This window comes from Janthinobacterium sp. GL_088 (genome assembly GCF_057837845.1).
Genome location: NZ_CM174453.1, coordinates 2594285 through 2607594, shown reverse-complemented (window position 1 = coordinate 2607594; position 13310 = coordinate 2594285). Strand labels below are relative to the sequence as shown.

Annotated in this window: 13 protein-coding genes; 6 read left to right on the top strand and 7 right to left on the bottom strand. The window is 61.4% G+C overall.

Annotated elements, in window-relative coordinates:
* Window positions 1-79 precede the first annotated feature (79 nt).
* Window positions 80-484, top strand: coding sequence for a hypothetical protein (locus AC3IQ7_RS11915; RefSeq protein WP_489209721.1), 405 nt, complete (start codon window positions 80-82; stop codon window positions 482-484).
* Here the strand turns inward: AC3IQ7_RS11915 and AC3IQ7_RS11910 are convergent.
* The 7 genes from AC3IQ7_RS11910 to AC3IQ7_RS11880 all read right to left on the bottom strand — a co-directional run bounded on the left by AC3IQ7_RS11910 (window position 481) and on the right by AC3IQ7_RS11880 (window position 5624).
* A complete protein-coding gene (locus AC3IQ7_RS11910; RefSeq protein ID WP_489209719.1) occupies window positions 481-1509 on the bottom strand; it encodes an RNA methyltransferase in 1029 nt (342 codons plus the stop codon). The two genes, AC3IQ7_RS11915 and AC3IQ7_RS11910, sit on opposite strands and share 4 nt — an antisense overlap.
* A 64-nt stretch (window positions 1510-1573) precedes the next feature.
* Entirely contained in the window at window positions 1574-1915 is a 342-nt protein-coding gene (locus AC3IQ7_RS11905) for a zinc ribbon domain-containing protein YjdM (RefSeq protein WP_034756972.1), read from the bottom strand.
* Between the two features lie 90 nt (window positions 1916-2005).
* A complete protein-coding gene (gene dmeF / locus AC3IQ7_RS11900) occupies window positions 2006-2965 on the bottom strand; it encodes a CDF family Co(II)/Ni(II) efflux transporter DmeF (protein ID WP_489209716.1) in 960 nt (319 codons plus the stop codon).
* A gap of 10 nt (window positions 2966-2975) precedes the next feature.
* The gene (locus tag AC3IQ7_RS11895; RefSeq protein WP_034756961.1) at window positions 2976-3251 is read right to left on the bottom strand and encodes a metal/formaldehyde-sensitive transcriptional repressor; all 276 of its coding nucleotides are present in this window, start codon (window positions 3249-3251) and stop codon (window positions 2976-2978) included.
* Window positions 3252-3309: 58 nt separating this feature from the next.
* A complete protein-coding gene (locus tag AC3IQ7_RS11890) occupies window positions 3310-4134 on the bottom strand; it encodes a TlpA family protein disulfide reductase (protein WP_489209714.1) in 825 nt (274 codons plus the stop codon).
* A 70-nt stretch (window positions 4135-4204) separates the two neighbouring features.
* On the bottom strand, window positions 4205-4744 hold the full coding sequence (locus AC3IQ7_RS11885) for a DUF2325 domain-containing protein (protein WP_489210435.1): 540 nt from the start codon (window positions 4742-4744) through the stop codon (window positions 4205-4207).
* Between the two features lie 274 nt (window positions 4745-5018).
* Window positions 5019-5624: a hypothetical protein gene (locus AC3IQ7_RS11880; RefSeq protein ID WP_489209712.1), complete on the bottom strand. Its 606-nt coding sequence runs from the start codon at window positions 5622-5624 to the stop codon at window positions 5019-5021.
* Window positions 5625-5848: 224 nt separating this feature from the next.
* Between AC3IQ7_RS11880 and AC3IQ7_RS11875 the strand changes: the two genes are divergently transcribed.
* The 5 genes from AC3IQ7_RS11875 to AC3IQ7_RS11855 all read left to right on the top strand — a co-directional run bounded on the left by AC3IQ7_RS11875 (window position 5849) and on the right by AC3IQ7_RS11855 (window position 13177).
* Window positions 5849-9007: a type VI secretion system Vgr family protein gene (locus AC3IQ7_RS11875; RefSeq protein WP_489209710.1), complete on the top strand. Its 3159-nt coding sequence runs from the start codon at window positions 5849-5851 to the stop codon at window positions 9005-9007.
* Window positions 9004-10764, top strand: a complete 1761-nt coding sequence (locus AC3IQ7_RS11870) for a hypothetical protein (RefSeq protein ID WP_489209708.1) — start codon at window positions 9004-9006, stop codon at window positions 10762-10764. The genes AC3IQ7_RS11875 and AC3IQ7_RS11870 overlap by 4 nt, the downstream gene beginning before the upstream one ends.
* 2 nt (window positions 10765-10766) lie before the next feature.
* Window positions 10767-11792 carry a PoNe immunity protein domain-containing protein gene (locus tag AC3IQ7_RS11865; protein WP_489209707.1) on the top strand — a complete coding sequence of 342 codons (1026 nt, stop codon included), beginning with the start codon at window positions 10767-10769 and terminating at the stop codon, window positions 11790-11792.
* Between the two features lie 63 nt (window positions 11793-11855).
* The gene (locus AC3IQ7_RS11860) at window positions 11856-12014 is read left to right on the top strand and encodes a hypothetical protein (RefSeq protein ID WP_489209705.1); all 159 of its coding nucleotides are present in this window, start codon (window positions 11856-11858) and stop codon (window positions 12012-12014) included.
* A 137-nt stretch (window positions 12015-12151) separates the two neighbouring features.
* Window positions 12152-13177 (top strand): PoNe immunity protein domain-containing protein, encoded by a 1026-nt coding sequence (locus AC3IQ7_RS11855; RefSeq protein WP_489209703.1) that lies wholly within the window; start codon window positions 12152-12154, stop codon window positions 13175-13177.
* The last annotated feature ends 133 nt before the right edge of the window (window positions 13178-13310 follow it).

Sequence of the window (13310 nt, the reverse complement as noted above, 5' to 3'; positions counted from 1 at the left end):
TCGTCAGCCCGCGCTGATTGACAGGCGCCAGGCGGCGGACGATACTTGATTTATCCGGGATCGCCATTGGAAGCCGCACATGCGTATCGTCGACTTTGAAGTCCGCAAGGAGTGTCCGCCGCAGTTGTGCGACTGCGGGCGCAAGCGCCTGCTCGACGATGCGCAGGCCGATCTGTCCATCCTGCGCCTGAACCTGACGGAAGAAAAGCGTTTGCTGGCGCACATCGAGGCCATCGCCACCCATGCGCAACTGCAAAAGCTGCAACTGCTGTTGCAGAAAAACCTGGGCGTGGAATTGCAGATTACACCGGGCAGCGGCGAAGTGCGCACTGTGCGCGGCTTCCAGATCCGCCTGATGGAACGGCCCGGCCTGTGCCGCAAGACGCGCGCCGCCATTCCCGCCGCCGTGCGCCGCTGCCTGGCCGCGCACCCCGAGATCGCGTTTGCGATATTGAATGAAAACGATTTGCTGGGAGGAGTTTAGACGCTGGCACGAATGGGAATGACCTTGCCCTTGGCCTCACGCGCACGCAACTGCCCGCAGCCGCCTTCCACGTCCTGCCCGGCCGAATCGCGCAATTTGGTCAGCACGCCGCGCGCGTGCAGGGCGGCGGCAATGGCGCGCGCCTTTTCCCAGCTGGGGCGCTTGAACGGCAAGTCGGCTATGGTGTTATACGGGATCATGTTGAGCACGGCGTACTTGCCCTGCAAGAGCGCGACGATGCCGTCCATCTCATCGTCACCGTCGTTGACGCCTTCCATCAGGGTCCACTGATACTGCACCGGATAGCCGGTCAGGCGCGCATATGCTTCGCCGAAGTCCACCAGTTCGCGCGGCGACAGCCTGGGCGCGCGCGGCAGCAGCTGTTCGCGCAACTCCGGCTTGGTCGTGTGCAGCGACAAGGCCAGCGCCGGCTTGACCCGCCCCTGCGGCAAGCGCTCGAAGGCGCGCGGGTCGCCCACCGTGGAAAACACGAGGTTCTTGTGGCCGATATTGCCCTCGGTACCCAGCAGCTCGATCGCTTCCATCACATTGTTCAGGTTATGCGCCGGCTCGCCCATGCCCATGAAGACGACTTTTTTCACGGGACGCATGGTGCGCGCCAGTACCACCTGGGCGACAATTTCTCCGCTGGTGACTTGCCGGATCAAGCCGTCACGGCCCGTCATGCAGAACTGGCATCCCACGGCGCAACCGACCTGGCTCGATACGCACAAGCCGTCGCGCGGCAGCAGCACGCTTTCCACCGTCTGGCCGTCGTGCAGGCCCACCAGCAGGCGCGCGGAACCGTCGGCACCCGGATGGGTGCTGAGCAGTTTCAGCATGCCTTGCAATTCGAGGTCGAGCGCGGGCAAGGCCTCGCGCACGGGCAGCGGCAAAAAATCTTCGGCGCGGCGCCGGCCCTGGTCGTGTGGCTGGCCCTGGATCCAGTCGCGCAGCACGCGCTGTTCGTGCAAGGGCTTGGCGCCCAAGGCGCGCAAGCGCTGGCGGAGATGGTCGATTTGCATGGCGTCTGAATAAAAAACGGCGCGCTGGTATCAAGCCAGGCGCGCCGTATGACAGGGAATAGCGTTAGACTTTCTTGACGAATTCCGTCTTCAGGCTCATGGAACCGAAGCCGTCGATCTTGCAGTCAATATCGTGGTCGCTGTCGACCAGGCGGATGTTCTTGACCTTGGTGCCCATCTTGACGACACCGCCGCCGCCCTTCAGTTTCAAGTCCTTGATGACGCTGACCGTGTCGCCATCCTGCAGGATATTGCCGGCCGAATCGCGGTACACCTTGGCGCCCTCTTCCACCGCTTCGCCGGCCGTGGCCGACCATTCATGCGCGCATTCAGGGCAGATCAACTGGCTGCCGTCTTCGTACGTGAATTCGGACTTGCATTGCGGGCATGGTGGTAATGTGCTCATTTTATTCTCTGTCTGGTGAACAGCGCGTGCTGTAAAAGCCGACATTATACTGCCTACGCCCCGCATCAGCGTGCTTTTTCGCCATCATTGTCAAGGCCGGCGAATAATCTCGATGGTGCTGTGGACGATTTCCTCGTGGATGCCGATGCGCGCGCGCAGCTGGGCGGCCGTCAATGCGGCATCGCGGCTGACGACGGACAAGGCGCACGAGTACAGCTGCTTGCCGACTCGCCACACGTGCAGGTCGACGATGCGCGGCGTGTCGCCGGCGCTTTCCACCTCCATCGCCTCGCGGATTTCCTCCACCACGGGGTGGTCCATCTCGCGGTCCAGCAAGACCTTGCCCGTTTCCTGCATCAGCTTTTTCGCCCACAGGGCCACCAGCACGGCGCCCGCGATGCCCATCACGGGATCGAGCCATTGCCAGCCGTAAGCCCAAGCGCCGCCCAGCGCGATGATGGCCAGCACGGACGTGGCGGCGTCGGCCAGCACGTGGATGTAGGCGGCCTTCATGTTCAGGTCTTCGCCATGGTGGTCGTCGTGATGGTCGTGATGCTCATGGCCGTGACCATGGTGGTGATCGTGGTGTCCGCCGAGGATCAGCGCGCATACGAGATTGACAGCCAGGCCGAAAGTCGCCACCGCCATCGCCTGCGGATAGTGGATGGGCTGCGGCGACAACAGGCGCTCGACGGAGGCCACGACCATCAGCACGGCCACGCCCAGCAGCAGGATGGCGCTGGTGTAGCCGGCCAGCACCTCTATCTTCCACGTGCCGAAGGCAAAGCGGGGATCGCGCGCATAGCGGCGCGCGGCCGCATACGCAAACGCGGCCAGGCCGATGGCCAGCGCGTGCGAACTCATATGCCAGCCATCGGCCAGCAGGGCCATGGAGTTGTACCACCAGCCAGCGACAATTTCCAGCACCATGGTGGCCAGGGTGATCCACATGACGATGCGCGCGCGGCGCTCGGCCTTGTCGCTGGCTGCGCCAAAGACGTGTTCGTGCTGCCAGGCGGAGAGGTCTTCCTTGATAAATGGCGTTTGCATGGCGGTCTCCTTATTTGAGGTAGGTGCGCAGGATGCCCGCGATGTCGTCGGCGCCCCTGGCCCGCTCCTCGCCGGAGATATCGGGACTGGCCACGTGCTCGCGCAAGTGTTCTTCGATGACTTCGGCCATCAAGCCATTGACGGCGCCGCGCACGGCGGCGATCAGCTGCAGCACTTCGCCGCAGTCGCGTCCCTCTTCCAGGCCCCGCTCCAGGCCTTCCACCTGTCCCCGAATACGCTTCACGCGATTGAGCAGCTTGGTCTTGTTGTGCGCCGTGTGTCCCATGATCCCGCCTCCATAAATACTATAGGGGGGTATACTATCAGAAACGGCTGCGGCCGCGTCAGGGCGCCGGCGCGATCTTTTGCAGCTTGCTGGCCAGCGAGGCGTCGGACAATTCGCCCAGGTGAGTATCGATCAATCTCCCCTGCGCGTCGTAGAACAGGGTGGTGGGCAGGGCCGAGGAACCGGCCGCCTTGCCCAGCGCCGCTACGCTGTCGAGCAGCACATTGCGCAGAGTGACGCCGCTCCGGTCCAGGAAAGCTCTGGCCGCCGCCGCATCCTCGCGCTGGTTCGCATACACGAAGACGATATCGGCGCGCGCCTGCTGCGCGGCGGCCAGCACGGGCATCTCGCGCCGGCATGGCGGGCACCAGCTGGCCCACAGATTGACCACCATGGGCTTGCCGCCGGCCAGCGCCGCCAGGGTCACCGGCGCGCCGTCGAGCGCCTGCAACGCCACGGCCGGCAAGGCCGCCGGCTTGTCGTAGGCCAGCGAGATCCCTGCGCTCAGCACGCCCCAGGCCAGCGCGGCGCACGCGACGCTGACGGCCAGCGGACGGCGCATGGCAGCCATGGCGGGACGCCGGCAGCGCCAAGCGGCGATGGCCAGGCCGGCCGCGATGCCGGCTGGCGCGAGAAAACCGCCATCGCGGATATTGATGATGGACCAGGGCGCCACCAGATATTGTTCGTGCCAGCGCAGGACGAACGCCAGGCGCGCCGCCAGCAGGCCGGCGATCAGCATGTCGGAAACGAGAGGACCGGCGTCCGGCTGTTGGCGATACCGCCTTAGTGACCACGCCACGCCATAGGCGACGCACAGGGAAACGATCAGCAGGACGAGGCCCGTGGGCAGGGCCAGGGGACCGATTTGCAGGGACAGCATGGGCGCTCTCTATAACGTCGAATGGATCGCCATTGTGGCCCAGGCGGATTAAGCGTGCGTTAATCCGGCGTCAAGAAGCGGCAAGCGCCTCCTTGCGCACAAAATGCATGGCTTGCGGCTGGCCCACCAGCACGCACTGCTTGCCCGTGCGCTTGCAGTGGTCCTGCACGCGCCAGTAGGCGTCGTGGCTGACGCAGCCCGTCTGGCAAATCACCAGGTCGGCCGCCACCAGGCCCGCTTCCAGCGCCGCTACGTCGTCGGCGCCATCGTCACCGCCAGCATGGTGCAGGAAGCGCCCGCCGGCCTGCTCGATGGCTTGCTGCGCCACGTTGGCGCCGGCGGCCTGCTGGCCCGCATTCTGCTCCAGATAGCTGCCCACATACAGCACGGCTTTTTCGCGTACGTCGGCCTGCAGGGCTGGCGCGGGCAGCCACTGCAGGCGCAGCAGCTCGCGCATCAGGTCCTGCACCCGCTCGCCGAGCCATTCGACCCGGCGCGCCAGCCTTGCACGCGTCGGCAGGCCCGGCACGCTGGCCGCCAGTTCGGCCAGTTCATCACGCGCCAGCGCCAGTTTTGTATCGCGGATCACGACCTGCGCCCGCGCGCGCATCAAGTCCGACTCCAGCTGCGCGATGCGGGCCGCCTGCGCAGCCAGCTGCGCACTGCAGCGCGCCTGCGCGCGGCCATACTCCGCCATCAACACGCGATGCTCGCGCGCGATCATGTCCTCGTTGCCATACATACTGCCCATCATGCCCTCCTTCACCGACCGTGGCGCCATGGCGCCAGCCCATCGCTACCCCATGGATCCGCATTATAAATGAGAATCATTATTATTTGTCCATGCGCGTGCGCGCAGTAGGGGTATGCGGTGGCCGCCAGCGTCACGCAGCCGGCGGGCAAGACAGCAGTCGCTTCCATACGTCGTCCTGCACCTCCCGCACATGCCGCAGGCCATCGGGGCCACGATAGATCCCCAGCGTGTTCGGCCACGCCATATCGATGAACAACAGCCGCGCCGGATCGATCAGCAGGGACTGGCCCACATAATTACCCTTGATCTCGCCCTTGTTCACGGTCAGCAGGCGCGCACCACCGGCAAGCGCCCGCTCGTCCAGCGCCACGCCGCTGCGCTCGGCCACATCGCGCAGCCAGCGTTCACGCCAGCGCGCCTGCTCGCCGAACTGCCCCTTGGGCGGCCGGTCCAGCTTGACGATGGCCGCCACGGGCCCGTCTATCCCCGCCTGCAGCGAAAAGCCCAGGCGTTCCTGCAGTTCGACCGTGTAGGTCTCACCCTTGACGTCGATCTGATAGCGCCCCACCCCGTCCTGTACCCGCAGGTCAGCCTGATGGTAGGAAGGTTTGACGCAATTGGCGTATTGATGGACGAGCACATCGAGAAACGGCGGCTCGACGGGGGATGTCGCCGCCATGGCGGGCGACAGGCTGGCACACAACATGGCGGCAGCCACGCATTGCATCGTATTCATTCTTGCTCCGGTTATTGCACAATTTTTTTCAATGGTGGAATTGGCAAGATCCACACTCTAGCAGAAGGGGAAAAAACGCCCCGCACGGCCCGAGCATGACAGGCCCCGGCGCACGATTCAATTGAATCGCGCTTGTTAAATCACTATTTCTAAGGTGTAATCTTATAAGCAAATCATTGAATTAAATGCAAGTACCCTCATTTCGCCACACGGAGTTCCAGTCAATGTCCGAATTGGTCCAAGCAAGCGCGTCGCCGTCACCCGGTACGTCACCCGTCGCCAACGGTTTCAGCCAGGCCACGCGCCTGCTGAAGCTGAGCACGCCCCTGGGCCCGGACAAGCTGCTGGCCGAATGCGTGCGCGGCGAGGAAGGCCTGGGGCTGGGCTATACCTTCCACATCGCCGCCCTGGCGCTCGACGCGGCCATTCCCCTCAAGTCGCTGATCGGCCAGCCCATCCTGCTGGAATTGCTCATGGCCGATGGCGGCTGGCGCCCGTTCCACGGCCACGTCACCGCCGTCGAACTGGCGGGCGCGAACGGCGGCTTTGCCCGCTACAACCTGACCATGCAGCCGTGGACGGCCTTCCTGGCGCACGGCCGCGACAGCCGCGTCTTCCAGGACCTGGCGGTGCCCGACATCCTCGAAGTCGTCTTTGCCCGCTACCAGGGCCAGGGCATGCTGGCGCCGGCTTGGCGCTTCGATCTGCTCGACCGCGCAATCTATCCGAAACGCAGCATCTGCAGCCAATACCAGGAAAGCGACTGGGCCTTTGCCGAGCGGCTGATGAGCGAGGAAGGCCTGTTTTACTATGCCGAACACACGGGCGACGCGGGCAGCGCCAGCCTGGGCAGCCATACCCTCGTCATCGCCGACCACAACGGCAGCTTCAAGCCCAACACCCAGGCCAGCATTGCCTACAGCCAGCCAGGCGCCGTCATGCCGCAAGATACGATGGACCGCTGGCGCATGCAGCTGCGCCAGCAAACCAACGGTATCGAACTGTCCAGCTGGGACTACCGCGCACTGGGCCTGCGCCCCATCAGCGCCGCCAGCGCCCATGACGGAACGATGGCGCTGGTCAGCCGCGACGCGCCCGGCGCCTATGCCTACCCGTCGCGCGAACACGGACAACGGCTTGCCGAGCGCCAGTTGCAGGCGCTGACGGCGGCCAGGGAAGTGTTTACGGGCGCCGGCACCGTGCGCACGCTGGCGCCCGGCACCACGTTTACCCTGAGCGGTCAGGCGCAAACGGATGCGGCGGGCGGTGGCGACGCTGCAAGCTTCCTCGTCACCCGCACGGTGCACCTGATGCATAACAACCTCGATGCGGAACTCGGCGGCGGCCTGCTGCAGCGCTTCGGCCAGGGCTTGCTCGACGCGCTGATCGGCGAAGAGGCGGCCGGCAGCCTGCATGCCGTCGGCGACACCATCAGCGAACGCCCGCCCTACCGCAACCGCATCGACGCCATCCGCAGCAAGGTCCCCTACCGCAGCACCTATGCCAACGACCACGGCCAGCTGCTGCATCCACGCCCCGTCATCATGGGCCAGCAGACCGCCATCGTCGTCGGCCCGGCCGGCGCCCAGCTGCATACGGACCGCGACCACCGCATCAAGGTGCAATTCCACTGGCAGCGGGGGGCGCAAAGCCATAGCCGGCTGGCGCATCCGGCCGCCGACGGCCACACGGGTGCGCCCGGCGACGACAGCGCCGGCACCTGGGTGCGGGTGGCCACGCCGCTGGCCCCCGTCGCCGGCGCCAACTGGGGCAGCAATGCCCTGCCCCGCGTGGGCCAGGAAGTGCTCGTCGATTTCCTGGAAGGCAATATCGACCGCCCCGTCGTCATCGGCACGCTGTACAACGGCCGCGGTCAGGCCGACGCGCAAAACAACCAGGTCAGCCAGGGCACGGGCGCGGCGACGGGCAACGCGCCGGCCTGGTTTCCCGGCCAGGCCGGCGCCCATGCCCACCCGGCGGCCTTGTCGGGCATCAAGACGCAGGCATTGCCAACGAGCCAGGGCGGCGGTGGCGCCTACAGCCAGCTGGTGTTCGACGACAGCCCGGGCCAGGGCCGCGTCGCCCTGCAGCGCCACGCAGGCCCCCATCAGGGAACGGCCGAACTGAACCTGGGCCATTTGCGCCACCAGAGCGACAACCAGCGGCTGGCGCCGGCCGGCTTTGGCGCCGAGCTGAAAACGGAACACAGCGCCGCCCTGCGCGCGGGAGCGGGCATGCTGCTGTCGGCGCATGGCCGCGATGCTGGCGGCAGCCAGATGGATGCGCAGGAAGCGCTGGAACAGCTCAGGCAAAGCTTGCAACTGCAGACCTCGCTGACTGAGCAGGCGCAGAAACATTTCGCGCTCGAAATGCCCAGCCCGGCCACAGCCGGTGCGGCCGCGCCAGCTTCCGCTGCCACGCCGGACCAGACGGAGACGCCTTCGCCAGCCGCGCAGCTCCCCGCCCTCGCCCAGATGCAGCACAGCATCGATGTCCTGGGCGCGACGGCCGAGGGCGCCGCCACGACGGGCCAGGGCCAGCAGGCGGCGGGCGGCGAAGGCCAGGCCAGCGCGTATGGCGACCCGCAACTGCAATTATCCAGCCCGTCCGGCATCGCCGCCACCACGCCAGCCAGCGCCGTCCTGGTCGCGGGCGGCAATGGCAGCCTGACGGCGGACGCCGATCTCAACTTTGCGGCGCAAGGCAACAGCCTGTACGCGCTGGGCAAGGGCATCAGCCTGTTCACCTACGGCAAGGCCAGCAGCAAGGACAAGCCCAACCAGGAAACCGGTATCCGCCTGCATGCGGCCAGCGGCAAGGTCAGCAGTCAAAGCCAGTCCGATGCGACACGCCTGACAGCGGACAAGGCCATCACCGTCAGCAGCACCGCCAAGAGCGTCACGGCGGCGGCCAAGCAGCACATTCTGATGACGGCCCAGGGCGCGTACATCCGCCTCGAAGGCGGCAACATCATGCTGCATGGCCCCGGAAAAATCGATTTCAACGCCAGCATGAAGGAATTGACGGGACCGGCAAGCAGCCAGCCCACCTTGCCTGCACTGCCGAATGCGGCCGACCTGGGCCGGGCAGTCGAACTGAACCTGCATTATGGCGATCTCGAACCTGTCATTAACTCCCCCTACAAAATCACGTTCGCCAACGGCACGTCGCTGAGTGGATTACTTAACGACAAGGGCCATGCCCGCCTCGAAAACATTCCTCCCGGCGCGTATCACATTGAATATGGTGAGGACCAACGCGACTGGGTGGCGCCGCCATTGGTAGCGGAGCCCCGTCTACAGCAAGCGAGGCAGCAGTTGAAACAGGCATCCGCATTGCTGGAGGCAGCCCGAAAAACCAGTAAGCCGGAGCCCAAGCCATGAGCCAGAACTTTGTCGATGAGATCGTGGAGTTTTTCAAGGACCTGATCCTCGGCGACTTCGAGGATGACCAGGGCAAGGCCGCCATGATCGTTGGCGGCGCCATTTCCCTGATCCCCGTGGTTGACCAGGTGATGGACGTGCGCGATGTCTCGGGCATGATCTACCGCGTCGGCAGGAAAGGCGTGTCGCGCGCGACCCGCGATGACTGGGTCGACATGGCGCTGGCGGCGTTCGGCTGCATTCCGGAAGTCGGCAGCCTGTTCAAGACCATCATCAAGCCTTTGCGCAAGTACCGCAAGGAGGTTGGCACGGCGGCCGCTGGCGGCAATGTCATGATCGAAGCCATGCTGGGCAAGAGCAAGGGCGCCGCGATCAAATTCCTGAAAACCTTCCAGTGGGCGCAAAACACCCAGCTGGCAATCAGCACGGCCATGAGCGCGCTGGACAACTGCGTGCAATTGCTCGGCTACCTGTCGACCAGCCATTGGTGGCTGCCGTCGGACTTGCAGCACCTGGCGCGCGACATGAAGCCGCAAGTCGAAGCGGTGCGCGGTCCCCTCAAAGCAGGCATTGCGCAGGGCGCCAAGGCGCTGCAGGAATTGATCGAGGACATGCTGGGTGAAGACGCCTTGTGGGCGGCAAAAAAAATCGCCGCCGCAGCTGGCACCGGCGCCAATACGGCAGCCAGGCACAATCACAAGCCAGGCAACGCGCATCCGCACAGCGCCAACGCCCAGTTCAAGTCGCCCACGACAAGCTCAGATAAAAAGTCAAAGGGCGTGGATGCCAAAGCAAAAACCAAAGAACGGGACTCGCCGGGCAAGGGCAAGGAACACAAACCGGTGGCCGACTCGCACCGCCAGAGCAGCGACGGCGGCACCGCACCGGTGAAGAATACGTCACGGCCGATTCGCGAATTGCTGTCCAAAGTGCCATTCGGGCCAAAGGGACTCCTCGGCGAGCATATGGCAGATTATTACCATATGGAACACGTGCTTAAAAAAGCCACCGCCTGGCCGCACGGTAACGTCAATGGAAAATGGCGCTTTGACTACCCGCGCATTGTTGGACCCGATAACGCACACAGACGCCCGACAGAGCTTGTACCCGAAGACTTAAAAAAAATGGTACAGAATGGTGTGGATACCATCTGGCAGACGAATAGTGACACATTCCATTTCATCGAAGCAAAATTCAGTGGCAGTGCCTACACGCTGTTCCAGCGGCTGCAAAAGGAAGTGGAACGTGGCAACATCCCACGCCCCCCAGCATCCCTCAACGACAGAGAGCTGATGTTATGGACTTTGCTCGGTGAACGTATAAAGGGCACGCAAATGGGAAAAAAATGGCTTACCAACAGCACCAAAGCCGGTGTCATGCAATCCGATAAAAATTTAAAAAATCGCTGGACATATCTAATACTGGGAAGTACCGCACTCTCCAATCCGTTCGTGACGGCAGCCCACCCGCATGGCAAGCTCAAGCTAGCAGCAGCACCTGGAGTTGTCGACCATCTTGAAGCGACATTGGAGCTACTCGCATCAGGCGATCATTACAATATAAAAATACATGACAAACACAAAGAAACTCATGGAATAAGCGACACATTCAATTACATGGAAATCGATCGCATAGACAAAAGACGTAGGAGCCTCGAAAACTCAACGTCCAAAAAACCAGCCGATCAGCAGGAACAGCAAGAAGGCAAGAATAAATCAAGCAAAGCAGCTTCAGGAAAGAGAAACCGGAGAAAGTAAAAATGAAAATTCCAGAATTTCATGAGCGCCGACGCCAACAATTCCTTTATGAGGAGCTTTATACTAAAACCAGAAAAAATCAACTCTCACTGATTGAAGGCCAACTTGCCAATAAAAAAGTGGCCGACTCAACGCAAAGTCAAACTGTTATTTACCAGTTTTTGTATTTGGAAACGTTCTGGATATGGATACTCGACTATACGGCAGGTGAGCCAATTGATGCACTGGCGCCGCGCATTGCAGACATCGTGGATAAATTTGAAGAATGGAACGAGGTGGATCAACTCTATCAGCGGGAATTGGCGCTCGATTTTCCAGAAGATGGGCCATATGAATACCAGGGTGCGCCGCAGTTTTCCACCCTTTCCGACTATGAGGACACACTACAACTGCTCAGCATCGCCATCCTGCTGCGCGATCAGCGTTCGGTGCGACGTATTATTCACGTACTGCGCAGCCACCGTGGCCGCGATGGGCTGTTCGAGCAATTGATTGGCGCATATGTCGAGGACAGTCAAGACCTGGACACCTGCATTATCAGCAAGCCCTACAACACCCTGCTGCAAGTATTCTATGAAGAAGACGACAACGCTGCCTTAGCCCTGCTCCAGAAGTATTTGAAACAGTGGTATCCGGCCATGAAAAATCATCCACGCTGGTACGATGAGCATCTCAACATCAACGGGGAAGGCTATGCCGCCTATTACGGCTACTGGGCATTCGAAGCAGGGGCGACCGTCTTTATACTCGACCTGGACGACAGCCAGATCGACCATCTGGTCTACCCCAAAGACCTGGTCGATTATGCACGACAGTTATGGGAAGAAGGCCGCTTTACCAGTCAGGAAACAGAACCACTGATGCGCAAGGGACGCGTCGACGGTGGCCAGCCCTGCCCTCAATCTGGCTTCTGGGAAACCCCGGCAAAGTTACACAGCCGTAGCCATTTTGAGCAAGGCCAAGTCATGCCTGTTTTTGATGATGCGGCATACGGTGAAACCATCTGGCATTGGAGTGAAGAACAATAGCCAAATTCCATCTTGCACAGCCAGCGGCTGGCCCCGCGTCGAGCTGCGCCAGCGCAGGAGCCTTTGGAATTGCGCGCCTACGCCGGCGAGGCATGCCCACAGACCGGTAAGTGGCAAGCGCTCGATATTCCGCCGCCAACCCGCAGATTTGAACAAGGCAAGATCATGAGCAATCTGGATTCTGCCTATGGCTTGACGGTGTGGCGCTTCCTGAAAGCATGAAGAAACAGCCACTGTACTGATGTTCGAGACCATCAGCCTGATGCTCGACCGGGAAAGGCAATCATGCATTGCGGTTCCAGCTCGCGCATATTTTCTTTGACAAAAATACAATTTACCCAAGAAAAAAGCACGTAGACATGGAAGATTTATCCTTTCATCACCGACGCAGACAGCAATTTCTCTATGAAGAACTTTACAATAAAACGCGATTGAATCAATTGTCGCTAATTGGAGGAGGAATTGAAAATAGAAAAATTACTAAAACGATGCAACAAAATTCTGCGATTCATCAATTCTTGTATTTGGAAAAACTCTGGATCTGGATGCTCGACTATACGGCAGGCGAACCAATCAATGCGCTAGCGCCGCGCATCGCAGGCATCGTCGATAAATTTGAAGAATGGAATGCGGTCGATCAACTCTATCAACAGGAAACGGCAATTGAGCTTCCAGAGTTTGGGCCGTACGAATATGTGGGAGCACCGGAGTTTTCCGTCCTTTCCGACTATCAGGACACACTACAACTACTCAGCATTGCCATCCTGCTGCGCGATCATCATTCGGTTAAACGCATCATCTACATGCTACGCAGCCACCGTGGCCGTGATGGCCTGTTCGAACAATTGATTGACGGGTATGTGGAGGATGGGCAAGCGCTTGGCACCTGTATCCTCGGCAAGCCCTATGACACCCTGCTGCAAGTGTTCTATAAGGAAGATGAGAGGGCCACGCTCGACCTGCTCCAAAAATACCTGAAACAGTGGTATCCAGCGATGAAAAATCATCCCCGCTGGTACGACGGGCATCTGAGAATCCGGGATGAAGGCTACGCGCCCTATTACGGTTACTGGGCATATGAAGCGGGTGCGACGGTTTTTTTACTCGACCTGGACGACAGCCAAATCGACCATCTGGTTTATCCCAAGGACCTGGTCGATTATGCACGCCAGCTACGGAAAGATGGCCGCTACACCAGCCTGGCCACAGAACCGCTAATGCGCAAGGGACGTGTCGAGGGCGGGCAACCCTGCCCCCAAACTGGCTTCTGGGAAACCCCAGCAAAATTACACAGCCGTAGCCATTTTGAGCAAGGCCAAGTCATGCCTGTTTTTGATGATGCGGCATACGGTGAAACCATCTGGCATTGGAGTGAAGAACAATAGCCAATTTTCCATCTTGCACAGCCAGCGGCTGGCCCAGCGCCGAGCTGCGTCAGCGCAGGAGCCATTGGAATTACGCTCCTATTCTGGCGAGGCCTGCCCGCAGACCGGCGAGTAGCAAGCGCTGGACATTCCG

Excerpts from the sequence above, each read along its gene's own strand:
- AC3IQ7_RS11915 (WP_489209721.1), top strand. The coding sequence starts at position 80 with ATGCGTATCGTCGACTTTGAAGTCCGCAAGGAGTGTCCGCCGCAGTTG.
- AC3IQ7_RS11910 (WP_489209719.1), bottom strand. The coding sequence starts at position 1,509 with ATGCAAATCGACCATCTCCGCCAGCGCTTGCGCGCCTTGGGCGCCAAG.
- AC3IQ7_RS11905 (WP_034756972.1), bottom strand. The coding sequence starts at position 1,915 with ATGAGCACATTACCACCATGCCCGCAATGCAAGTCCGAATTCACGTAC.
- dmeF (WP_489209716.1), bottom strand. The coding sequence starts at position 2,965 with ATGCAAACGCCATTTATCAAGGAAGACCTCTCCGCCTGGCAGCACGAA.
- AC3IQ7_RS11895 (WP_034756961.1), bottom strand. The coding sequence starts at position 3,251 with ATGGGACACACGGCGCACAACAAGACCAAGCTGCTCAATCGCGTGAAG.
- AC3IQ7_RS11890 (WP_489209714.1), bottom strand. The coding sequence starts at position 4,134 with ATGCTGTCCCTGCAAATCGGTCCCCTGGCCCTGCCCACGGGCCTCGTC.
- AC3IQ7_RS11885 (WP_489210435.1), bottom strand. The coding sequence starts at position 4,744 with ATGCGCGCGCGGGCGCAGGTCGTGATCCGCGATACAAAACTGGCGCTG.
- AC3IQ7_RS11880 (WP_489209712.1), bottom strand. The coding sequence starts at position 5,624 with ATGAATACGATGCAATGCGTGGCTGCCGCCATGTTGTGTGCCAGCCTG.
- AC3IQ7_RS11875 (WP_489209710.1), top strand. The coding sequence starts at position 5,849 with ATGTCCGAATTGGTCCAAGCAAGCGCGTCGCCGTCACCCGGTACGTCA.
- AC3IQ7_RS11870 (WP_489209708.1), top strand. The coding sequence starts at position 9,004 with ATGAGCCAGAACTTTGTCGATGAGATCGTGGAGTTTTTCAAGGACCTG.
- AC3IQ7_RS11865 (WP_489209707.1), top strand. The coding sequence starts at position 10,767 with ATGAAAATTCCAGAATTTCATGAGCGCCGACGCCAACAATTCCTTTAT.
- AC3IQ7_RS11855 (WP_489209703.1), top strand. The coding sequence starts at position 12,152 with ATGGAAGATTTATCCTTTCATCACCGACGCAGACAGCAATTTCTCTAT.